The organism is Bacteroidota bacterium (assembly GCA_013360915.1).
Classification (GTDB): Bacteria; Bacteroidota; JABWAT01; order JABWAT01; family JABWAT01; genus JABWAT01.
Genome location: JABWAT010000021.1, coordinates 1 through 21,596, shown reverse-complemented (window position 1 = coordinate 21,596; position 21,596 = coordinate 1). Strand labels below are relative to the sequence as shown.

The window sequence follows — 21,596 nt, the reverse complement described above, 5'->3', positions numbered from 1 at the left end:
ATCATCAACTGTTTACCCGTTCCGGCCTTGGTGAAGGTCCTTTCCTCCGTGTATTTTTACCCCCATGGAATCCATCAGCGCATTCGACATGATCAAGGTGGGAATAGGGCCTTCCTCCTCCCATACCATGGGGCCCTGGCTGGCAGCTAACCGTTTCATCGGGTTGTTACGGGATGGGGGAAATCTTCCCCGGGTTGAAACGCTTCGGATTCATCTGTTCGGCTCGCTGGCCAAAACCGGCCGCGGGCACGGAACCGATCTGGCCGTGCTCATGGGTCTGACGGGTCTGGATTTCACCACGGTCGATACCTCGACACTAATGGACCGGTTCGATCAGCAAAAGGCCAGCGATACACTGCTTCTGGCCGGTCTGTATCCCGTTCCATTCCGTTACAGCCACGACCTGCTGTTTCATGCCGATCCACCGGCCGGCGGACATGCAAACACCCTTCAGTTCACAGCCACCACCCGGGATGGGCACACCATTTCTGAAACGTATTACTCGGTGGGAGGCGGATTTGTGGTAACGGCTTCGGAGCGGAACGGCAGTCCTTCCTCCCGGATAAGAACTCCTCACCCCTGTCACACAGGGAAAGAGCTGGCCGACACCTGTCAACGACTTGGACTGCGGGTCTCTGATCTGACGATTATCAATGAACAGGCGTGGCGCAGCCGGTCAGGCATCGATAACCAGGCCCGTCTGCTCTGGAAGGAAATGACCGATTGCCTGTACCGTGGCTGTCATGCATCCGGACTTCTGCCCGGCGGATTGAATGTGAAACGCCGCGCCAGCGAAATCAACCAGCGCCTGCTGGAAGGACATCCCTACCGGAACAAGACAGAATGGATGGAACGGCTGCGCGATCAGCCCCGTGACTTTGCCACCATTAATAAATGGATCACCTGCTTTGCGTTGGCGGTTAATGAAGAAAATGCCTCCTTCGGCCGGGTGGTCACTGCACCAACCAACGGAGCCGCCGGCGTGATTCCGGCTGTTCTCATGTATGCCTGGTGTTTCCTGGATGGTGTCGATCAGGAAACCGTCATCCGGTTTATTCTCACGGCCGGCGAAATCGGCACCCTGTTTAAAAAGAACGCCACCATCTCGGCCGCCATGGGGGGCTGCCAGGCAGAAATCGGTGTGTCATCGGCCATGGCAGCTGCCGCGCTGACCGACTGCCGGGGCGGTTCGGCCGATCAGGTGATTCAGGCTGCGGAAATTGCCATGGAACATCATCTGGGTCTGACCTGCGATCCCATCGGCGGACTGGTTCAGATTCCCTGTATCGAACGGAACACCATGGGGGCGATCAAGGCGATCACCGCCTCCACACTGGCGCTGGAATCGGATCCGTCCGAAGCGAAAGTGTCGCTCGATGCGGTCATCCGGTCCATGTGGGAAACCGCGCGTGACATGAGTTCCCGCTACAAGGAAACCTCAGAAGGCGGGTTGGCTGCCCACGTGCCTGTATCGGTTCCCGAATGCTGAGATTCCGGTGGCGCCTTTGCCAGTTGGAATTACGCCTCTCCTTTCCGATTTTATTCCGATTAGCTGACTGGAGGTTCCATGGCCCGTGAATGGCGGACCGCTGTACTGACTCACGTTGAGGATTCCACCCCCGGAAATAAACGGTTTTTCTTTACCGTTAAGGAGGAGGGAACCTTTGAATTCAAAGCCGGGCAATTTGTCACCTTCGATCTTCCCATCGATGATAAAGTGCGGTTACGCAGTTACTCCATTGCTTCGGCACCGGCCGATGGAAATGAATTTGAGCTGATCGTCGTCCGGGTACCCGACGGAAAGGGAACCGGCTATCTCTTTTCGGATGTGAAGGGTTCGGAATTCAGATTCATTGGTCCGTACGGAAAATTTCTGCTTCCCGAAAATACCGACAGCGATCTGTGCTTTATCGGCACCGGAACCGGCGTCGCCCCTTTGCGCAGCATGATTCACCAGATCATGAAAGCCGGGTTGCCCTACCAATCCATCACCCTGGTGTTTGGTTGCCGGACTGAACAGGACATTCTCTATAATGATGAGTTTACAGCGCTGGCCCGCGAAAATCCGCGGTTCCGCTTCATTCCCACCCTGAGCCGGGCAGGAGACCACTGGCAGGGCGAACGGGGATATGTTCATGATGTCTATTTGAAAGCCTTTGCCGATGGCCGGCCAGCCCAGTTTTTTATCTGCGGACTGAATAAGATGGTCTCGCAATGCCGCGAAAATCTGGCCGGACTTGGTTACGAAAAACCGGTTATCCACTTTGAGAAATACGACTGATCCGATGAATGATCCTGCACCCCGCCTGAAAGAACTCCGCACGGCTGTTGACCGGTATCTTCTCGAACTGGATCTGCCTGCTGCACCCGCCACTCTGTATGATCCGATACGGTATGTGCTGCATGCACCCGGTAAACGGATCCGTCCGCTGCTGACCCTGCTGGCGGGACGACTGGCCGGTGCGCCCGCCACGAACCTCATGCCGCTGGCTGCCGCTATTGAAATTTTCCACAATTTCACCCTCGTTCACGATGACATCATGGATCACGCCGCCGAGCGGAGAGGGAATCCGACCGTACATACCAAATGGGATGAAAACGTGGCCATCCTGTCGGGTGACATGATGGTCGGTCTGGCTTACCGGCTGATCATGAACACCGAGACGGACCATCTGCGTGCCGTCATGCAGGTGTTTCAGGAAAGTGTCGATGCGGTTTGTGAAGGTCAGGCGCTGGATAAGGAATTCGAAAACCGGGAGACGGTGAGTCTGCCCGACTACATCGGGATGATCGAAAAGAAAACCGGCTGGCTGATTTCCTCGGCCCTACGGGTCGGGTGGGTGGCCATCCGCGGAAATGATGAGACGGCCACCGAGCTTCATAAACTGGCCATGGCCATGGGCCGTGGTTTTCAGATACAGGATGATTTTCTCGATCTGATGGCCGATCAGGCTTCCTTCGGAAAACGCATCGGCGGTGATATTGTCGAGGGAAAACGGACCTATCTGCTGCTTCTGGCGGCCGAACGGGCCACCGGGGCCGACGCAGATCTGATCCACAGGATCATGACACGGCAGGTGGGATTCGACTCCATCGATCTGGTTCGTCAGACGTTTAAACGATTGCGAGTCCTTGAGGACACCGAAAAGGCCATCAACAAGTGTTTTGCCGAAACAGCCGACCGGTTGAACCATCTGGGTCACCTGCCCGATGCAGCCCTGCTGAAATTCCAGGTCGAACAGGTACTGAACCGGACATTCTGACCGTATGATTCAAGTAGATGTGCAGATTAAAAACCGTGCCGGACTACATACCCGTCCGGCTGCCGCCATTGTCAAAATTGCTTCGCGGTATAAATGTGACTTTTTTATTGCCCGGGATGGAATGGAAATCAACGGAAAATCCATCATCGGGGTGATGACACTCGCCGCCGAGCAGGGATCGTGGTTACAGCTTCAGTTTGACGGACCCGATGAACAGGCGGCCGCCGATGACATGAAAGCCCTGTTCGAGAACGGATTCGGAGAGTTGTGATGATAGCCGACAAAATCCACCCGACGGTAAAAGACCAGGACATCAGCGGAGAGGTCCGGCTGAAGGGGGTGGGTGCGGCGCGCGGTTATGCCATCGGAAAAGCCTACCTGTACAAACGCGATGCCATCATCATCGATCAGCGGATCATAACCGAGACCGATGTGGCCGATGAACAGGACAAGTACCGGAAATCGGTTGAGCAGTCGAACCGGGAACTGGTGAAAATTTCAACCATCACCCACCAGAAGTTGGGTGAGGAGTTCTCGGCCATTTTCGATGCGCAGATTCTCATGCTGTTTGATCCGGAAATCACCCGGCTCATTCTCGATTTCATCAGCAACAGCCGGATGACCGCCGAATCGGCCACCGACAAAGCCTACTCCCAGCACATCGATCTGCTGAAGGCACTTTCAGCCGATCACCACATGACCCAGCGTATCACCGATCTGGAAGATGTGAAGGACCGGGTCATCCGCAATCTGCAGCGCGGAAAACTCCTCAGCCGGGTGGAAGAGTCGAGTATCATTGTCTCGGATAATCTCACCCCTGCCGACATGATTCTGTTTTCACGGCAGAACATACAGGGAATTGCCCTGAATTTTGGCGGATTGAATTCCCACGTGGCCCTGATTGCCCGGAGTCTGAACATTCCGCTGGTGATCGGACTTCATAAAGCCTCCTCGGCCATCCATCCCGGTGATGACCTGATTATTGACGGAACCGATGGATACCTGATCGCACGGCCATCGGCGGTGGTGATGGAAAAGTATCACCGGAAAATTGAAAAGTTTGCCCGGTTCATCCGTCTGTTCGATCAGAGCGCACAGGGTGACTCGGTGACCGCCGACGGCCGGCGCGTGACCGTCAACGCCAACATTGAATTCAGGGACGAGCTGAACGAGCTGGATACCTGTGGTGCCGAAGGTGTGGGTCTGTACCGGACTGAGCACCTGTTCCTGAGCCGCGGATATTTCCCAAGCGAGGAGCAGCAATATTCCTATTACAAATCACTGTTCGAACTGGTGGGTCATCATCCCATCACCATCCGGGCGTTCGATGTGGGTGGTGACAAGGTGCTCGAATCTTCCTTCCAGGAACAGAATCCCTTTCTGGGCTGGCGGGGAATCAGGATTCTGCTCGATCGTCCCGAAATCTTCCGGAACCAGATGCGGGCTATTCTGCGGGCTTCCTACGGCCATCGCGTGAAACTCATGTTTCCCATGATTCACAATCTCGGTCAGGTCCGGCTGATCAGAAGTCACATGAATGAGCTGATGACCGAACTGAAGCGGTTAAATGTTCCCTTCAATCCCATTCCGGTCGGAATCATGATTGAAATCCCGAGTGCTGCCATTCAGGCACCGGTTCTGGCCCGGGAAGTGGACTTTTTCAGTCTGGGCACCAACGATCTGACACAATACACACTGGCCGTTGACCGGGGAAACGACATCATTGCCGGGTTGTACCGGGAACTGGAACCAGCGGTGCTGTATCTGATCTATCAGACCATTCTGGCCGGCCGGCAGGCTGGTATTCCGGTCTCGATCTGCGGCGAGCTGGCTTCGAATCTGCTGGCGATTCCGCTGTTGGTCGGCATGGGAATCGATGAAATTTCAGTGATCATCCGGCGGGCACCCGAAGTGAGATATGTGATTCAGAACGTTCGTCAATCGGACTGCGAAACGCTGGTTGATGAAGTGCTTTCCCTGACGACCGTTTCTGACATCGAACAGCACCTCAGATCCTGGATGCAGGCACACCTTCCGGCTCTCGGTCAATATCTGTCATGATCCTCCGCTTACCCTGATTCAAATCCGGCAACCGAATGATTTATCCGCTTAAAAATACCATCATGCATTATGACTGGGGAACCCGGGACGGGAAGGCGTTTATTCCCCGTTTTCTCGGTCAGACGGCTGAACCCGGGAAACCCTACGCCGAACTCTGGATCGGTGCCCATCCGAAATCTCCTTCTCTGGCCCTGACCAGCTCCGGCTGGCAGCCACTGGATCGGATCATCGCATCGGACCCTGCCCGCATGCTGGGTGCTGCCTCGGTGCGTCGGTTCGGACCCGGCCTGCCTTTCCTGCTGAAGATTCTCTCGGCCGGGCAAGCTCTTTCCATTCAGACCCACCCGGGGAAAGCCGATGCTGAACGACTTCATGCCACCGACCCGGCTCATTATCCCGATGACAATCACAAACCAGAAATTGCCATTGCCCTCGACCGGCTGGAGGCCCTGGCCGGATTCCGTCCCGCACAGGAGATTGCGGAATGGATGACCCGGTTACCCGAGCTTCGTTCCTTCGCCGGTTCTGCCGTCATTGAGCAGCTCATCCGGCATCCCGGCAACGAAACGGTCTTTGAACTTTACAGTCTGCTGATGAAACAATCGGTGGATTTCGGGAAACTGGATCTGCTGATTCAGGCCCTGGTTAACCGGTTCCGGGCTTTACCCGATCCGGCCCCGGAACAGGTTCAGTTCCTGCGTCAGCATGCGTTGTATGGCACCGACATTGGTCTGCTTTCCTTTTTCTTTTTCAATCTGCTGGTGCTTCAGCCGGGAGAGGCCATTTTTACAGGTGCCGGAATCCCTCATGCCTATCTGGAAGGAACCATCATCGAATGCATGGCCAACTCGGATAATGTGGTCCGTGCCGGACTGACTCCCAAGTTTAAGGATGTGGATACCCTGCTTGATATTCTCATTACCGATTGCAACCCATTCCCGGTCATGAACGGAACACCGACCGGTCCGGACCGGGTGTACCGTCCGCCGGTTCCTGAATTCGAAATCATCCGGTGTCATGACTCGTCCGGCGCCACCAGAGTGGTTGAGTCTGAAAATCTGGCCCGTATTCTTTTGGTTCTGAGCGGAGAGCTCACTGCAGAGGCAGATGGTCAGTCGGTCACGCTGAAACAGGGAGAAAGCTGTTTCATTCCGGCCGCCACCGGAACTAACACGCTTCGGACCCGGTTAAAAACGGACTGGATTGTAACCCAGGCACAATTAACGGAGGAATGATGTCACTGAAACTTCATGGATGGATAGACTGGATTCTGATTGCAGCGGCCTTGCCCCTGCCCTGGATTCTCGGATTTCATGTGTATGAGGAAGCGACTGTGTACTTCCTGATTCTGGCGGTTGCCGGCTTGCTGCTGAATGCCCTGACGAACTATCCGGCTGGTCTCATCAGAAAAATTCCATTTTCGACCCACCGTCTGGTTGAATGGTCCACCCCGCCGGCCTTTATGATTTTTCCCTGGATCAGTTTTTCAGAGGCCGGTCTCATGCCCGCCTCGATCACCACGCTGGGTCTGATCATCTTTCTCAACGCCACGTTCGTCCGTCCGGACAGGAACTGAAGAGGAGCCCTCCACCGATGATCCGGCTGGTGGTGCTTTTACTCTTCATGGGTTTCCTCGCAGGAGAAACCACCGCTCAACTGTATTTCGGACGGAACAAGGTTCAATATGCCGGGTTTGACTGGCAGGTTCTGAAAACCACCCATTTCGACATCTACTATGATGGGAAAATGGAAGAACTGGCCACCGTCGGGGCCGCCTATGCCGAAGAGGTCTATACCGATCTGCTGATGCGTTTCGGGGAACCTCCCGGTGACCGCATTCCGCTGATTTTCTACTCTTCCCCGGTTCATTTCGAGCAGACCAATACCACCGATGGTTTGATTCCGCCTGGAGTGGGCGGCTTTTTTGAATTCATGAAAGGACGGGTGGTGCTTCCGGCCGATGGAAATCTCTTCCGGTTCCGGCATGTCATCCGTCATGAACTGGTACACGTCTTCACCTTTAACCGGTTCAATCAGCTGAACCGTGCTCACCGGATACCGGACAGCCGGTTTTATCCCCTCTGGTTCACCGAGGGAATTGCTGAGTATTGGAGCGGCGATCCGCCCGATGCCCAGAGCCGGATGGTCATCCGCGATGCCGTGATCAACGGGACCATTCTGGTTCCCTCGCGGTTTTACCTGGTTCAGGGAACGTACTACATGTATAAACTCGGGGAACATTTTCTCCATTTTCTGGCCGACACCTACGGTGAGCGTGTCCTGAACCGGCTCATTTCGAACGCCTGGAAAACCATTGATTTCGGGCAAAACCTTCAACTCGCCACCGGAAGAACCCCCGGCGAACTTGATCAGGAATGGTTGTACTGGCTCCGGACCCGTTACTGGCCAACCGGGGCTGCAGATCCGCCCGCCATAACAGGAAGTCTGCCGGTTCAGACCCGCGGATTCCACATGCATCCCCGTTTGTGGACCGATCAGTCCGGGACCACCTGGTGTTATTTTATCGGCAACCGGACCGGTTACACCAGCTTATACCGATCTCCCGTTCCCGATCTTCAAACCGGCGATTTGCCCGACGAACCCACCCTGGTGCTTCAGGGTGAACGGACACCCGACGTGGAATGGATCAAACCGTTCGACAATGGATTTGATATCGGACCCGGTGGAAGGATTGCGCTGGCCGTCCGGAGCGGGGAGTCGGATGTGCTGCACCTTTTTCACGCAGACAAGCCGGATGAACGGGAGACACTGGCCTTTAAAACCCTGGTTAAAATTACCGGACTGAGCTGGTCCCCAGATGGCACCCGGCTGGTCTTTTCTGCACTGGACGAAACCGGACGTCAGGATCTCTGGACCCTGGCACCCGCCACCCGATCCCTGACCCGGCTCACACACGATTACTTTGATGAACGGATGCCGGTTTTCTCTCCGGACGGTTCCTGGATTCTTTTTTCAACCGACCGGACTCCGGCAGGAGAGCGGGGAGCCATGGCCGTTGCCGCCATGCCTTCCGGCGGTGGTACGGTTCAGTCCGTTACCGATCCCGGTCTTTATACCGATCTGGTGGCAGGGTTCAGTCCCTCCGGCGACTTTCTGTTCACCAGTGACCGGTATGGATCCGCAGCCGCCTTCCGCCTGCCCTGGTCCGATCTGGAACCGATTCTGACCGGGAAAACCCCTTCTGTCACCGCCCGGAAAGTCACTGCGATCAGCGGATACCTCTACCATCCGGTGCCTTATGACGAAACCCTCCTTGCGGCCGTTTATGAAAAAGGTGGGTTCAGCATCCGTCAGGTTCCCCTGGTTCCCGGTACCGATCAGGTAACCATCCGGCGGGAAAAAGCAGACACCTGGAAACCAACTCCCCTTCAGGTGGATCGGTCAGGTCCGGTGGCGGCCTATGAAAAGACCTACAGTCTAGAAGTGGCACAGGGAGCAATTTATACAGAGCCCCTGCTTGGAACCATGGGAGGAGTGGCCCTTGCCTTCGGTGACATGCTGGGAGATGACCGGTTTTATCTGATGATGTACAACAACGCGGAAACACTGAGTGAACTGCTCGAAAACATCAACATATCGGTGGCGCGGGTTACCCGTGACCGCCGGTTAAATGTGGCTTACGGGGGTTTTCATTTTCAGGGTCGGCGGTATGATCTGGAGGACCCCGATGTGTTTTTCCGGGAGCGGCTCATCGGAGGGTTTTATTCCTTTTCCTGGCCCCTTTCCCGTTTCGACCGGGTGGAAAGCTCGGTGACCCTTGCCTGGTCGCGGAAGGAAAGCATCGGCTACCCGACGCTGTTCGGAGGCGGACTCTATCTTGAATCCGGGCAGACCCAACGCGAAGCCTGGCTCATATCCAATTCCATCGGCTATGTCTATGACAATTCATTATGGGCCTACACCGGTCCCCTTGATGGCTACCGGTACGGACTGTCGCTGGGTTACACCACCGATTTCAGGTACAACCGGGTGAATTATTACTCCATTCTGGCCGATCACCGTTATTACCTCAGGCTGAGCGACCGGAGCAACTGGTCCAGCCGGTTACAGTTCCGCATGAATGACGGACAGGAGGCCCGGCGGTATTTCATGATCGGATCGTGGGATATCCGCGGTTACCCGAATTACAGCATCCGCGGCCGGAAACTCTGGCAGACCAATCAGGAACTCCGGTTTCCGCTGCTCGATAATCTGGGCCTTCGCTTACCCATGGCCGACATCAATCTTCCGTGGTTCCGCGGGGCCTTGTTTGCCGATGCGGGCAATGCCTGGGACGACACGTATCCCGGCACCATCGGCAGTTTCGGTGGGGGAATCCGCCTGGGGCTTGGCGGAGCGCTTACCCTCCGGTACGATACCGGGAAAACCTGGTCAGGCGATCCCGCCAACCTTTCCGGTTCGTGGTTTCATCAGTTTTTCTTCGGATGGGATTTTTGAAAACGACTCTGCTTTTTCTCGGTCTGATGCTGACCGGCTGCTCGACCCTGCAGGTAAACTGGACCAACGGGTACGAACCGGTTCCGTTCAACGGAGCGGATCGGACCGGAATGGACTCTGACACCATTCCCGACCCGATCGGATCCACCACCGGTTATCTGGCCGGTTCACCCTGGATGATTCCCGGCGGATGGCTGATTCCCACCACCCGGGGACGACTGGTTGTTCTTGATACCAGCGACCTGTCCTTTGGCAGTGAGTTAAGATTACCCGGATCGATGGACCATCCCGGGTTGATGGATGGCCCGGTCTGGTGGGGTGCCGGCGCCAAAAACGGTACCGGGTGGGTAGCCTCGGTCGATCTCAGAACCGGCCGCATCACGGGAAAAGCGGAGTTGCCCGTGCCGGTCTCGCCAGCCTGTCAGGATACAAAAATGATCGTGCTGTTCAGTGACGATCAGCGGTTAACGGCCATTGACAAACAAACCTTGAAAACCTTGTGGAGAACCTGGATTTCCCCTCCCGACCGGTGGGTCTGGGCCGGACTTCCCGACAGCACCGCTCTGACAGCAATTACCCGGCTCGGAAAGGTTTGCCGGATCAACCGTGAAACCGGCCGGTCGGTTCTGACCACTCAGCTGCCGGATACCATTGAACAGGTTTTGTGGCAGTCGGGTGATACCCTTGTCTATTCTGGTCCCGGGAACCGGATCGGAATTGTCGTCGGGTCAGCAAAGCCGGTGAAATCGCCCGGTCACGCCGCCCTGCCCTCCGGCCGTCTCATCCGTTCGGGTTCTTATCTGACGGGTATTAATCCATCGGGTGCCATTATCCGGCTGAATCTCCATACCTGGGAACTGACGCGGATCGCCGGCACCGACCCTTCGGTGGAGCCCGTTACGGTTACAACCACCGGTCTGATCCTTTCCGGAACCGGACCGTTTCTGATCGTTACCGATGACCAGAAACCGGGTTCACGCCACAAGGTTCAGTTACCCGGACGCCCGGTGTCGCCGGTTATTCCTGCCGGCCGGTACCGGGTGGTACAACTGTCCAGCCAGGAATGGATTGTGTTAAAGGAAGCACCATGATCACGCTGTTTCTTACCCTGTTTCTGCAGGGATTGCCCGATTCCACCGGTTTTCAGCCTCAGTCTGCCGATTCGCTGGTTGTGGAGCGAACGGCCACCGACCCCCGTTTCACACCAGAAACCCGGACCTTCTGGGTGGCGGCCGGATCGGCCGTTCTTTCGGGGCTGACTGCCGTTCTTCTGAAAGAAGTGGCCAACGACCACTATGCGACTTACCGGCAAACCCTGTCGGACCGTTCACTGGACCGAACCCGACGGTATGATCAGCTGTCTGCCGGTGCTCTGGTGGCCCTGCAACTCTCACTGATCTGGATGGTCGTCTCTGCATCGGAAAATGGTAAATCACCTGCCGATTAAACCGGAATCCATTGAAATATATATGTTCAGTCCGTATATTCTTATACACTTAAAAACGGGCAACCCATGTTAACCATCGATCAGCTGCGGAATTTTTCGATTTTCTCCGATCTGAAGGACGAGGACCTGCGTGGAATTCTACCAATGGTCACGGTCAAGCAGTACAAAAAGGAAAGTATTCTGCTGATAGAGGAAGAGGAAGCCACGAATGTCTTTTTTATCGTCAATGGAAAGGTAAAGATCTCCCGGCTGAGCGAAGATGGCCGCGAGGTGATTCTGTCCATTCTTGGCGATTATGATTTCTTTGGAGAGATGGCCGTCATTGACGGATTCGCCCGATCTGCCAACGCCGTCTGCATCAATGATTCCGAACTGGCCGTGATGGATGGCCGTGATTTCATGGATGTCTTGTATAAATATTCCGATGTTCCCATCGCCCTTCTGCGCGAACTGGCCGTCCGTCTGCGGAAATCGGATAGTCAGATTAAATCGCTCTCACTGGGCGATGCCACCGGCCGTGTGGGAAATACACTGCTCCGGCTGGCCGATGATATCGGCATCATGCATCAGGGACGGGTCGAATTACAGAATGTCCCCCTTCAGCAGGATCTGGCCAACATGGCAGGAACCTCGCGCGAAACCATTTCCCGTGTGCTTCACATGTTCACCGAAGAAGGACATATCAGCCGGGATGGCAACAAGATTGTCATTCTGGACTACAACCGGTTCCGTGAGCTTTTCGGATGATCCGTGGAAGTTTTCACAACCATACCATCCATTCCGACGGCCGGTTAACCCCGGAACAGCTTCTTTTAAAATATAAGCAGAAAAAATTCACGCATCTCTCCGTCACCGACCATGACAATGCCGGTGCGTATGGTGAGTTAAAAGTTCTTGCTCCCGAACTGGGAATCAACCTCATCACGGGACTGGAGTTTTCCACACAGTTCCGGTCCTTTCCCGAATGCCACATCATCGGTCTGAATATCGACACCGCCAGTCCGGACCTGCGTGCCTATGAGCATGAAATCCTGTCGGGCCGGAAAACCCGCGCCGAATCCATCGTGAAGAAAATGCATGAACTCGGCGTACATCCCGATCTTGACACCCTGGGTGAACTGTACACCAACCCCAGTATCGGAAGACCTCACATTGCCGCCATCCTTATCAAACACGGCCTGGTCCGCACGGTTCAGGATGGTTTCCGGCAGTATCTGAGTCCCGGAAAACCTCTTTACATCCGAAAGCACCAATGGTCTTCCGAGCGGGTGATTGCCCTGATTCACTCGCTGGGCGGAAAGGCCATTCTGGCGCACCCGACCGACCATTTTTCCCCCGATGACGTCAATGAACTGGTGGAAACCGGATTGGATGGAATCGAGGTGATCCATCCCATGAACAAACTGAAATACGCCAAAATCTGGCGCGATTATGCCCAGAAGAATCGTCTGATTATTTCGGGTGGCGCCGATTTTCATGGCATTGAAAAATCGGAAGACCGGGCCATCGGACGGTACTATCTGGAAGGTCAGGATTTGAGAAATCTCCTAAATGCTCTGGAAAACTGATGTCTACTTTCAAACTGCAGCCGGTCCCCTTATCGGTCAAGGGTAAAAAATTTGCAATCGTCGCTTCACGGTTTAACAACGACCTTTGTGAAGAGTTAATTGCCGGGGCCACGGAAACCCTGGCCGCCCATGGGGTCACACCCGATTCGGTCACCATCCACCGATGTCCCGGGGCCTTTGAAATTCCCATGCTGGCCTTTAAAGTGATTGATGAAACGGAGGTCGATGCGGTGATCTGTCTCGGAGCCGTGGTGAAGGGCGACACCCCTCATTTCGATTTTGTGGCTGGTTCCTGTGCGTCCGGAATCATGCAGGTGGCTATCGAAACCGGTATCCCGGTCATTTTTGGGGTACTGACCACCAACAATGACGAACAGGCCTGGGAACGGGCCGACCGCAAACGCATGAACAAAGGGGGAGAGTCGGCATTGACAGCCATGGAAATGGCCGATTCCTTCAGTAAACTGGAACGTAAATGAATCGCTTTCTTCTGTTGGCCCTTTCGGGGCTTTTTCCTGCCCTGCCTCTCTTCGCACAATTTGGTACCTGGTCAAATACCTTTTCTCCCTATGCTGCCACCTCAGGGGTCATGGCCGGTCCGGACCTGATTCTGGGAACCGAAGCCGGATTGGTGATTTTAAAAAACGGGGATCCCGGACAGATTTCGTTCCTGAGCGGAACAGAAGGTCTCAACAGCACCGGCATCACTGCTCTCGCCTGGGATTCGCTTCGTCAGGAAGTGATTGCCGGATTCCAGAATGGCGATCTGCTGTTCTTTTCCCCGCAATCCGGCGCAAAACGCGTGGTCTCAGACATCAGAATGTCCACCGTGTATGAAAAGAAGCAGATCACGCGGCTGGTCATCGACGGAGACATGCTCTACATCGGTACCGGATTTGGATTCGTCACCTACCGGCTCACCACCCGGCTCTTCATCATTGATGTGTCCCGGATCCGTCTGATCAGCTCTTTTGAAGGCCGTGATTTTCTGCGTCGCAACGGACTGCTGTGGGTAGCCACCTCGCAGGGATTGTTCTTTACCCCCGAAACCAACCCGAACCTTAAAAACCCCGACTCATGGACCGCGGTTTCTCAGCTGAATAACCAGGATGTGGTCCGGTTGATGAGTTGGGATACCCTGCTGGTTGCCCTTTCACCGCAGGGAACCGGTATCATCAGATCGGGTGTGCATTCCATTCCGTCGTGGGCAACCGATACCCGGCTGGCAGGGAAAACCGGTCGTGATGCAGCCCGTTTACCAGACGGATCTCTGGTCATTCTCAATTCGGCCGGACTGACCCGTCTTCTGCCCGATCGGTCCATCGTAACCCATCACGCCTTTTCGAACGGTGAATTCCTGATCTCTCAGCGGGATTCCCTTTACCTGTTCAGAGCCAGCACCGGGCTCTTTTCCGTAACCGGTTCCGGACTTACCCCGCTTTATCTGAACGGGATCGGATTCAACTCCTTTCATGATCTGGTTGATGATGGAGGGTGGTTTGGCGGGTCTGCAGGAAAATTTGGAACCAGTATCACGCTCAATGATGGATCGGGATTCTTTACCGTCGATCAGGCGACTTTTCCCGCCATCAGGGGAAATGCCGGGTACCTCGGCATGGAAACCGATGGCAACCGGGTCCTCATCGGAACCTGGGGAAGCGGAGTCATCAGTGTGTGGTCACGTGATTCGGTCGGGGTGTACGGCAGTCAGAATTCCGGATTGTCTGGTATTGCGGGCGACCCCAATTACGTGGTGGTGCTCGATATCAACCGTGATGCAGCCGGAAATCTCTGGATGTTGAACGCATTTACCGCCGATCAGTATCCCCTGAAAGTCAAACCGGCTGGTCAGGACTGGTCTGCCGTCACCTCTCTCCGGTATCCGGGAAATCCGGCCTATGACTTTTCGAAACACTGGGTCGATCCTTCCGGACTCCATTGGTTCGAAGTCTGGGATGCTCAGAGTCAACCCTCGGTCGGACTGTACGTTCTGGATCCGAAGGGGACACCGGCGAAAACCTCGGATGATCAATGGAAATTGCTTACCACCCGGTCAGGGTCCGGGTCACTTCCATCCACCATCATCAATGACATTGCTTTCGATGGCAACGGATCGGCCTGGATTGCCACTCCCGGCGGTCTCTCTGTGTTGTACGGGGCAAACTACCTCACCAGCCAGAGCGGTCCCATCGATTCTCAGCCGGTTTATGCAGTTCAGGGTCAGTCCGTCCGGGCTGTGGCCATCGATGCTTCCGGCCGGAAATGGCTGAGCCTGGTTGGTGGTCTGACCGTCCTGTCACCCGATGGCGATCAGGTCGAGGCCATGTATCATACCGGCAACAGTCCGCTGCTGAGCAACAGCATTTCCCGTTTGTTTTATCGCGGATCCACCGGGGAAATGATCTGTTTAACCGACCGCGGCCTCTCGGTGCTGTCAACGGGCGTTCTTCAGCCTGAAGACAAACCGACCGGACCCACCATTTATCCGAATCCGTTTATCCGCGGAAAACATTCCTCGGTCTGGATCAGCGGAGCCAGCGCCAACTCCGATGTGATGATCCTTGGTCTCGATGGCACCGTTTTCAGACGGATCCCTTCAGCCGGCTCGGGAACCATCCGTTGGGACGGGTTGGATGATCAGGGCAGGCCTCTCGGATCGGGTTTTTACCTGGTCGCCATCCGTGACACGGGAAAAGGAACCAGCGCCATTGGTAAAATGGCCATTATCGAGTAAAACATGATATACAATTTGTTCGGATCAGCAGGCTTTACCGTTTCGGTTCTCGGCTTTGGTGCAGGTGAAATCGGCGATGGCTCACTCAGTGAAGACCATGTCGGTTCCATCGTGAACCAGGCCGCCGATGCAGGAATTACTCTTTTCGATACCGCCCGCGGCTATGGAGAGTCCGAACGGCGGATCGGGCGGCACCTGAGCTGGCGCCGCAAGGATCTCATCCTTTCCACCAAGGTCGGATATGGAATCCATGGTCTGGCCGACTGGTCGTACGACATCATTCTGGCCGGCATTCATGAGGCCATGGCGCTTATGCGAACCGATTACATCGACATTGTTCATCTGCATTCCTGCCCCATTGAGGTGCTGCAGCGCGGCGAGGTGCTTCATGCCCTCGATCAGGCCCGTCAGCAGGGAAAAATCAGAGTGGCCGCTTACTCGGGAGAAAACGAGGCTCTGCGGTTTGCAGCTGAATCCGCGGTTCTGGGCGGATTGCAATCCTCGGTGAATGTGTTCGATCAGCGGGTGATTGATGAGGTGATTCCCGGTGCCGTAAAAAACGGAAAGGGCTATATCGCGAAACGACCGCTCGGAAACATTCCGTGGAAATACACCGACCAACCGGTTGGTGCCTACGCAGAAACCTACTGGCTGCGGATGAAGGCCATGGGGCTGGATTTTGGCTCACAGTGGACCGAAACCGCTTTGCGGTTCACGGCTTTCCACACGGGAATTTCTTCCTGCATCGCCGGAACCACCAATCCGGTCAATCTGATGGCCAACCTGGCTGCCATCGAAAAAGGTCCGCTTCCCAATGAAGTGGTTTCTCAAATCCGGCAGGCATTCAAAACCCACGACCAGAACTGGACCGGCGAGGTCTGATCAGTCATCCAGCAGAATATCGGTCACCCGTAAATCGTCTGCCTGACCAGCCTGCACCTCCTGACTGCCGCAGGCCGTGCATTCATAAACGATTCTGACCCGGGAAACCGCCCCGCACCGCACACAGGTTACCTGAACCGGCTCCATCCGGATAACCAACCGGCTGTTGATCAGTCCATATTCCCCGCGGATGGCCTCGAAGCAAAACTCCAGCGAGGGAACCAGAATATTTCCGTGTTCATTCACCGTCAGTCTGATTTCCCTCACCCCCGCAGCCGAACCGGCCGGAATGTGGTCCAGAACCAGTTGGGCGATATCCTGAGCCAGCGACAATTCATGCATGGTTGATCCGGTTTACTCTGATTAAACGGCTTTTGGTTCGATGTCCCGCTGACCGGCAGTAACCGCCGACCCGATCAGATCGACCCGGTCACCGTGAATGCGGACTTTCACCACCCCGCCACGCCCGGATACCTGCAAACCCGTCACCGGATTTTTCGCCAGAAGCGTCATCCAGTACGGACCCAGCGTGCAATGGGCACTGCCGGTAACCGGATCTTCATCCACACCGGCCGCCGGAGCAAAAAACCGGCTGACAAAATCGTAATCGGCCGAACCGGATGGAGCGGTCAGAATCAATCCTCTCACTCCCGACTGCCGGATGGCTTCCAGATCGGGAACAAACCGGCGCACTTCCTCTTCCGTTCTCACCACCACCATCAGATCAAACACACTGCGGCCGGTGAAAACGGGCTTTATCCCGAGACCTGAGATCAGCTCATCGAACAGAGACGTGAACACGGGCGGCTTAGCAGGAAAATCCATCAGAATCACCGGCCCTTCCGGACGGGTGACCAGCAATCCGCTCAATGTCATAAATTCAATCGGTTCCTGCCGCGAGGCGTTCCCCGACTCCCACAACAAGTGAGCCGAGGCAAGGGTCGCATGACCGCACAAGGCCACTTCGGTAGTCGGCGTGAACCATCTTAAGTGAAACCGGTTCGGTCCTTCCGGAATGAGAAAAGCCGTCTCTGACAGACCCATCTGATGGGCGACCGATTGCAGATCCCGGTCGGGAAGTCCTGGCGGAATCAGACTCACTCCGGCCGGATTTCCCAGAAAGCCCGGAGCGGTAAACGCATGAATTTCATGTACCAGCATGATGGTTCCTCCCAATGCCGAAAAGATAGCAGACGGTCCCGGTAAAAGGAAATGAAACCCGATCGTTTACAGTGGTGGCCGGTAACCGTACCTTTATGCCTTTTCATGAAAACAGACCGTCTTCTCATTCCTTTGGGCTTTGTTGCCATCTGTCTGATCTGGGGATCCACCTGGCTGGCCATCAAGTGGGGCTATGATGCCTTTCCTCCCCTGTTGGGAAGCGCCATCCGGTTCCTGCTTGCCTCGGTGATCTTTGCTGGCATTCTGCTCGTCAGAAAGACTCCCTTTCCCACTTCCCGCTCCGAATGGAAGGCCGTCTGGTCGCTGGGCGTTCTCGGATTTGGTCTGGCCTACGGTGTGGTTTACCTTGGGCAGCAGTACATTCCCAGCGCACTGGCCAGCATCCTGTTCACCACCTATCCATTCTGGGTCGCCATCGGCAATGCGCTCATTCTGAAGGAAACCCGGATGACGCCTTCGAAGGTTCTTGCGCTCATTCTGGGGTTCGCGGGCATTGTTCTGATTTTCGGCCGGAAACTCACCGGTTTCGACTGGACCTATCTGGGCGGCATGTCGCTCATTCTGCTCAGCTCGCTGATTCAGGCCGTTAACCTCATCACGATCAGGCAGTGGGCCACCCGGATCTCTCCCATCATGCTGAATTTTCTCTCCATGGCCATCGGCGGCGGATTGCTTCTTATCTGGAGTCTGCTGACCGAATCCTGGACCACTGTGCATTTTTCTGCATCCGGACTGATCTCCACCCTGTATCTGACGGTGGTGGGAAGTGTGCTCGTCTTTACCATTTACTGGTGGCTGCTGTCTCGGGTTCAGGCGGTCACGTTGTCCCTGTCGGCCTTCATCACACCAGTCGTGGCCGTGTTTGTGGGATACTTTCTCGGCGGAGAAACGCTCGATCTGTATGTCTATGCCGGCGGTGCCATTGCCATTTCCGGCATTCTTGTCTACAATCTGACCGACCGGACCCACTCCGGGAACGCCTCATGAGTACGCTTTTTTTTGTGATATGGGAATTGCCTCAGAACCTGGCCGGCCTCATCCTGTGGCTGGTCACACGCCCGAAACAGGAATCGGTAGTCCGGTCGGGCAACCGGCTGCTGCTTAAGGTAACCGGATTTTCCGTCTCGCTGGGATCGTTTATTTTCTGGCAGGATGACCGCTACATGGGCATTCCCAACCGGGTCACCAACCGGCAGCATGAATGGGGACACTCGGTTCAGTCACGCTGGCTGGGCCCGTTCTATCTGCTCATCGTCGGTATTCCTTCTTCCGTGCGGAATCTCTACGGCCGGTGGGTTTATAACCGCACCGGTCAGTACTGGACGGGCTATTACGACGGATTCCCCGAAAGACAGGCCAATGAACTCGGGAGCCGGTTCACCGGCTGATCACGCCACCGGCAACCAGACCGAAAACGTGGTGCTTCCCGGTTCCGATTCCACCCGGATCGTGCCACCATGAGCGGTCACAATGGTCTGGCACAATGACAACCCCAACCCGAATCCGCCCGTGGATCGGGTGCGGCTTTTATCGGCCCGGTAGAAAGGTTCAAACACATAGGGCAGGTCCTCCGGCCGGATTCCTTCCCCATCATCGGTAATGGTGACCATCCAGCCATCTGCTTGTCCGGTCAGACGGATCACCACATCACTCCTGCCATATTTCAGACCGTTTTCCACCAGGTTCCGGAATACCTGTCTCAACCGCTCCTCATCCGCCTGAAGTACCGGATCCCGGTCTGATTCCACCTGCTCAAAGCGAACCCGCGGACCCGCCTCCAGAGCCAGGGCCGACAGCAGATGATCCATCCTCAGCGACTGTTTTCTCAATCCGCCATGCGGACTGCGGAGCCGTTCGGTTTCCAGAATCTCAGTAATCATCCCTTCCAGTTCCCGGATGTCGGCAGATACCGAAGACACCAGGGCTGACCGGTCAGGAAGTTCAAGCGCCACCTTCATCCGGGTCAGCGGCGAGCGCAGTTCATGACTGACATCGAGCAATAACTGATCGCGGGCCTTCAGCCGTTCCTTTACGGCGGTCGTCAGATCGGTCAGAGTCTGGCTGATCACGCCAAATTCGTCGGAACGTGACCGGAAGCTCACATCCAGATTGCCCGCACTGATTTTCCTGATTCCATCCACCAGAACGGAGACCGGTCTTAAAATCCGCCGGATGGCGATGAAAATACCAGCCAGAACCGCCAACAAGGCCAGCAGCAGCAGGAACAACCGCACCCAATCGGGTTTGAACAGTTTCTGATCGACGGGGGCAAACCAGTACTGATACGCGCCAAGCTGATAGCCAATCAGGAATTCACGATTCCACTCGCCGTAACGGAGTGCCCCGGACTGACGCTGCCAGTCGGGTTCATCGGCCAGGGCCTCCACCGGGAAGGCACCAGACTGAAACGAGCCAGCAGCGTCTGTCGACACCACCAGAATTTCCATCTTCAGATCACGGCTCAACTGTCTGATTTTCAGGCTGTCGGGTGGCGACCCAATGTCACGCACCACATAACCCACGTAGGCGAGTGCATGACTTTTCCAGGGAGGTTCAGTGGATTCCACCCACAAGGCCCGGAAGAACCCCACCAGAATGAACAGGACCAGCGCAGCCGCCACCAGCAAAATCAGCGTGAGTTTCATGAAAACCGATCGCTGAATGCGGTTCAGCGGTGAGTGAAAGGGGCGATGAGCCGTTCTCATGCGGATCGGGCCGGCAGAAACTGATACCCTGTTCCCCAGACCGTCCGGATCCAGGTGGGCGATTTCGGATCGTCCTCCAGCTTGGTTCTCAGCCGACTGACGAGAATATCCATGGTGCGGTTGGTGGCATCCCATTCAAATCCGCGGAGGTTCTCGAGCAGATCGTCCCGGCTGAACACTTTTCCGGGTTGCTTCATCAGCAGAATGAGCAGGTCCAGTTCGGCGGTGGTCAGATCGAGAAGCTGGTCATTCAACCGGGCTTCACGGCGCCCGACATCGACGGTGAGCGAGCCGGACTGAAGCAGGTCGGACCCATTGGCGGCGGGGGTTTGTCTGCGTAGCACCGTTTGAATGCGGGCCACCAGTTCACGGGGTTCAAATGGTTTGGGAAGGTAATCATCGGCCCCGATTTCGAGTCCTACAATCCGGTCGGTCACATCCCCGCGGGCCGTCAGCATGATGACCGGAACCGCAGAGGTTTTCCGGATGGTTTTGCACACCTCGAATCCATCCATGCCCGGCAGCATCACATCCAGAATGACCAGATCCGGCTGGATCCGGACCAGTTGTTTCAATCCGTCTGCCGGATCGGTGGCCGACTCAACCGAGAAGCCGAATCCGGTGAGGTAACCGGTCAGCAACTGGTTCAGTTTGGCATCGTCATCAATGATCAGAATGGTTTTCATCGTGGTGGCAAGATACTTCCAAAACCGTTTGCAAAAAACGACAGACCGGTCACCGGGCGATCCGGAAACCAGTCTGTCATCTGGCTTAGTCGGTCAGCCGGCGGTTGATTTTTTCCATGGATTTTTTCAGGTCTGCACGCTGCTCTGGTGTGAGAATGGCATACAAATCGGCAAATCCCTGACTGATGGCCGGAATGGCCTTGCTCATCTCATCGCGGCGGGCATTCAGGTTGTCGGTCAGACGGGTGGCATCCACTTTATCGGCCTGAACCTGGCTGTACAATTCGGACCAGGCATCCATGCGCGCCTTTTTCAGATCGGGCACCTGTGACTGCACGTTCAGGACAATGGCCTTCACTTTCACTTCCTGATCCTTCGTCAGATCGAGCTCATCCGAGATTTTATCGGTGATCCAGTCGGCACGTTCTTCCGGGGTGGATGGACGGTGATGACAGCCAACGGCCATCATGCTACCTAAAACGACGGGAATAACCGGAATGAACCAGCGTGTTTTTCTTCCAAACATGATTGTATCTCCTTTGTTATGTGAATCATGAGAGCGTTGTGCTCTTCACATACAAAGGTCCGGACTTTGGTACAACCGGTCTTT

General features: G+C 55.5%; 22 protein-coding genes. 17 read left to right on the top strand and 5 right to left on the bottom strand.

Annotated elements, in window-relative coordinates:
- Positions 1 to 64: 64 nt before the first annotated feature.
- The 15 genes from HUU10_14125 (at position 65) to HUU10_14055 (ending at position 16,413) form a co-directional block, all read left to right on the top strand.
- On the top strand, positions 65 to 1,489 hold the full coding sequence (locus HUU10_14125) for an L-serine ammonia-lyase (protein ID NUQ82744.1): 1,425 nt from the start codon (positions 65 to 67) through the stop codon (positions 1,487 to 1,489).
- A gap of 78 nt (positions 1,490 to 1,567) precedes the next feature.
- Positions 1,568 to 2,281: an oxidoreductase gene (locus HUU10_14120; protein ID NUQ82743.1), complete on the top strand. Its 714-nt coding sequence runs from the start codon at positions 1,568 to 1,570 to the stop codon at positions 2,279 to 2,281.
- A 4-nt stretch (positions 2,282 to 2,285) separates the two neighbouring features.
- Positions 2,286 to 3,263 (top strand): polyprenyl synthetase family protein, encoded by a 978-nt coding sequence (locus tag HUU10_14115; GenBank protein NUQ82742.1) that lies wholly within the window; start codon positions 2,286 to 2,288, stop codon positions 3,261 to 3,263.
- A 4-nt stretch (positions 3,264 to 3,267) separates the two neighbouring features.
- On the top strand, positions 3,268 to 3,534 hold the full coding sequence (locus tag HUU10_14110) for an HPr family phosphocarrier protein (GenBank protein ID NUQ82741.1): 267 nt from the start codon (positions 3,268 to 3,270) through the stop codon (positions 3,532 to 3,534).
- The gene (gene ptsP / locus HUU10_14105) at positions 3,534 to 5,324 is read left to right on the top strand and encodes a phosphoenolpyruvate--protein phosphotransferase (GenBank protein NUQ82740.1); all 1,791 of its coding nucleotides are present in this window, start codon (positions 3,534 to 3,536) and stop codon (positions 5,322 to 5,324) included. The genes HUU10_14110 and ptsP overlap by 1 nt, the downstream gene beginning before the upstream one ends.
- A gap of 35 nt (positions 5,325 to 5,359) precedes the next feature.
- Positions 5,360 to 6,559 (top strand): mannose-6-phosphate isomerase, class I, encoded by a 1,200-nt coding sequence (gene manA / locus HUU10_14100; GenBank protein NUQ82739.1) that lies wholly within the window; start codon positions 5,360 to 5,362, stop codon positions 6,557 to 6,559.
- A complete protein-coding gene (locus HUU10_14095) occupies positions 6,559 to 6,900 on the top strand; it encodes a hypothetical protein (protein ID NUQ82738.1) in 342 nt (113 codons plus the stop codon). Before manA ends, HUU10_14095 begins: the two co-directional genes overlap by 1 nt.
- 17 nt (positions 6,901 to 6,917) lie before the next feature.
- The gene (locus tag HUU10_14090; protein NUQ82737.1) at positions 6,918 to 9,782 is read left to right on the top strand and encodes a PD40 domain-containing protein; all 2,865 of its coding nucleotides are present in this window, start codon (positions 6,918 to 6,920) and stop codon (positions 9,780 to 9,782) included.
- Positions 9,779 to 10,873 (top strand): PQQ-binding-like beta-propeller repeat protein, encoded by a 1,095-nt coding sequence (locus HUU10_14085; protein NUQ82736.1) that lies wholly within the window; start codon positions 9,779 to 9,781, stop codon positions 10,871 to 10,873. Before HUU10_14090 ends, HUU10_14085 begins: the two co-directional genes overlap by 4 nt.
- Positions 10,870 to 11,229: a hypothetical protein gene (locus HUU10_14080; GenBank protein NUQ82735.1), complete on the top strand. Its 360-nt coding sequence runs from the start codon at positions 10,870 to 10,872 to the stop codon at positions 11,227 to 11,229. The genes HUU10_14085 and HUU10_14080 overlap by 4 nt, the downstream gene beginning before the upstream one ends.
- Before the next feature lie 66 nt (positions 11,230 to 11,295).
- Positions 11,296 to 11,976 carry a Crp/Fnr family transcriptional regulator gene (locus HUU10_14075; GenBank protein ID NUQ82734.1) on the top strand — a complete coding sequence of 227 codons (681 nt, stop codon included), beginning with the start codon at positions 11,296 to 11,298 and terminating at the stop codon, positions 11,974 to 11,976.
- The gene (locus HUU10_14070) at positions 11,973 to 12,797 is read left to right on the top strand and encodes a PHP domain-containing protein (protein NUQ82733.1); all 825 of its coding nucleotides are present in this window, start codon (positions 11,973 to 11,975) and stop codon (positions 12,795 to 12,797) included. Before HUU10_14075 ends, HUU10_14070 begins: the two co-directional genes overlap by 4 nt.
- Positions 12,797 to 13,276 (top strand): 6,7-dimethyl-8-ribityllumazine synthase, encoded by a 480-nt coding sequence (locus tag HUU10_14065; protein NUQ82732.1) that lies wholly within the window; start codon positions 12,797 to 12,799, stop codon positions 13,274 to 13,276. Before HUU10_14070 ends, HUU10_14065 begins: the two co-directional genes overlap by 1 nt.
- Positions 13,273 to 15,531, top strand: a complete 2,259-nt coding sequence (locus tag HUU10_14060; protein ID NUQ82731.1) for a hypothetical protein — start codon at positions 13,273 to 13,275, stop codon at positions 15,529 to 15,531. The genes HUU10_14065 and HUU10_14060 overlap by 4 nt, the downstream gene beginning before the upstream one ends.
- A gap of 3 nt (positions 15,532 to 15,534) precedes the next feature.
- Positions 15,535 to 16,413, top strand: a complete 879-nt coding sequence (locus HUU10_14055; GenBank protein NUQ82730.1) for an aldo/keto reductase — start codon at positions 15,535 to 15,537, stop codon at positions 16,411 to 16,413.
- Here the strand turns inward: HUU10_14055 and HUU10_14050 are convergent, their stop codons facing one another.
- Together HUU10_14050 and HUU10_14045 are read right to left on the bottom strand one after the other, a co-directional pair.
- Complete coding sequence (locus tag HUU10_14050) at positions 16,414 to 16,755, bottom strand: hydrogenase maturation nickel metallochaperone HypA (GenBank protein NUQ82729.1); 342 nt, start codon at positions 16,753 to 16,755, stop codon at positions 16,414 to 16,416. It abuts the gene before it with no gap.
- 21 nt (positions 16,756 to 16,776) lie between these two features.
- Positions 16,777 to 17,574 (bottom strand): PhzF family phenazine biosynthesis protein, encoded by a 798-nt coding sequence (locus HUU10_14045; GenBank protein NUQ82728.1) that lies wholly within the window; start codon positions 17,572 to 17,574, stop codon positions 16,777 to 16,779.
- Between the two features lie 105 nt (positions 17,575 to 17,679).
- Here HUU10_14045 and HUU10_14040 point away from each other — a divergent pair, with 105 nt between their 5' ends.
- Entirely contained in the window at positions 17,680 to 18,582 is a 903-nt protein-coding gene (locus HUU10_14040) for an EamA family transporter (protein ID NUQ82727.1), read from the top strand.
- Complete coding sequence (locus HUU10_14035; GenBank protein NUQ82726.1) at positions 18,579 to 18,983, top strand: hypothetical protein; 405 nt, start codon at positions 18,579 to 18,581, stop codon at positions 18,981 to 18,983. The genes HUU10_14040 and HUU10_14035 overlap by 4 nt, the downstream gene beginning before the upstream one ends.
- Here HUU10_14035 and HUU10_14030 read toward each other — a convergent pair whose 3' ends face one another.
- The 3 genes from HUU10_14030 to HUU10_14020 form a co-directional block, all read right to left on the bottom strand.
- On the bottom strand, positions 18,984 to 20,300 hold the full coding sequence (locus tag HUU10_14030) for a HAMP domain-containing histidine kinase (protein NUQ82725.1): 1,317 nt from the start codon (positions 20,298 to 20,300) through the stop codon (positions 18,984 to 18,986). It lies immediately after the preceding gene.
- The gene (locus tag HUU10_14025) at positions 20,297 to 20,986 is read right to left on the bottom strand and encodes a response regulator transcription factor (GenBank protein ID NUQ82724.1); all 690 of its coding nucleotides are present in this window, start codon (positions 20,984 to 20,986) and stop codon (positions 20,297 to 20,299) included. The genes HUU10_14030 and HUU10_14025 overlap by 4 nt, the downstream gene beginning before the upstream one ends.
- Positions 20,987 to 21,071: 85 nt before the next feature.
- On the bottom strand, positions 21,072 to 21,512 hold the full coding sequence (locus tag HUU10_14020) for a Spy/CpxP family protein refolding chaperone (protein NUQ82723.1): 441 nt from the start codon (positions 21,510 to 21,512) through the stop codon (positions 21,072 to 21,074).
- Between the last annotated feature and the right edge of the window lie 84 nt (positions 21,513 to 21,596).

Coding starts and splice junctions, on each gene's coding strand:
- HUU10_14095 (NUQ82738.1), top strand. CDS start 6,559: ATGTCACTGAAACTTCATGGATGGATAGACTGGATTCTGATTGCAGCG.
- HUU10_14035 (NUQ82726.1), top strand. CDS start 18,579: ATGAGTACGCTTTTTTTTGTGATATGGGAATTGCCTCAGAACCTGGCC.
- HUU10_14055 (NUQ82730.1), top strand. CDS start 15,535: ATGATATACAATTTGTTCGGATCAGCAGGCTTTACCGTTTCGGTTCTC.
- manA (NUQ82739.1), top strand. CDS start 5,360: ATGATTTATCCGCTTAAAAATACCATCATGCATTATGACTGGGGAACC.
- HUU10_14075 (NUQ82734.1), top strand. CDS start 11,296: ATGTTAACCATCGATCAGCTGCGGAATTTTTCGATTTTCTCCGATCTG.
- HUU10_14115 (NUQ82742.1), top strand. CDS start 2,286: ATGAATGATCCTGCACCCCGCCTGAAAGAACTCCGCACGGCTGTTGAC.
- HUU10_14060 (NUQ82731.1), top strand. CDS start 13,273: ATGAATCGCTTTCTTCTGTTGGCCCTTTCGGGGCTTTTTCCTGCCCTG.
- HUU10_14020 (NUQ82723.1), bottom strand. CDS start 21,512: ATGTTTGGAAGAAAAACACGCTGGTTCATTCCGGTTATTCCCGTCGTT.
- HUU10_14050 (NUQ82729.1), bottom strand. CDS start 16,755: ATGCATGAATTGTCGCTGGCTCAGGATATCGCCCAACTGGTTCTGGAC.
- HUU10_14125 (NUQ82744.1), top strand. CDS start 65: ATGGAATCCATCAGCGCATTCGACATGATCAAGGTGGGAATAGGGCCT.
- HUU10_14080 (NUQ82735.1), top strand. CDS start 10,870: ATGATCACGCTGTTTCTTACCCTGTTTCTGCAGGGATTGCCCGATTCC.
- HUU10_14110 (NUQ82741.1), top strand. CDS start 3,268: ATGATTCAAGTAGATGTGCAGATTAAAAACCGTGCCGGACTACATACC.
- HUU10_14030 (NUQ82725.1), bottom strand. CDS start 20,300: ATGAGAACGGCTCATCGCCCCTTTCACTCACCGCTGAACCGCATTCAG.
- ptsP (NUQ82740.1), top strand. CDS start 3,534: ATGATAGCCGACAAAATCCACCCGACGGTAAAAGACCAGGACATCAGC.
- HUU10_14025 (NUQ82724.1), bottom strand. CDS start 20,986: ATGAAAACCATTCTGATCATTGATGACGATGCCAAACTGAACCAGTTG.
- HUU10_14120 (NUQ82743.1), top strand. CDS start 1,568: ATGGCCCGTGAATGGCGGACCGCTGTACTGACTCACGTTGAGGATTCC.
- HUU10_14070 (NUQ82733.1), top strand. CDS start 11,973: ATGATCCGTGGAAGTTTTCACAACCATACCATCCATTCCGACGGCCGG.
- HUU10_14090 (NUQ82737.1), top strand. CDS start 6,918: ATGATCCGGCTGGTGGTGCTTTTACTCTTCATGGGTTTCCTCGCAGGA.
- HUU10_14045 (NUQ82728.1), bottom strand. CDS start 17,574: ATGCTGGTACATGAAATTCATGCGTTTACCGCTCCGGGCTTTCTGGGA.
- HUU10_14065 (NUQ82732.1), top strand. CDS start 12,797: ATGTCTACTTTCAAACTGCAGCCGGTCCCCTTATCGGTCAAGGGTAAA.
- HUU10_14040 (NUQ82727.1), top strand. CDS start 17,680: ATGAAAACAGACCGTCTTCTCATTCCTTTGGGCTTTGTTGCCATCTGT.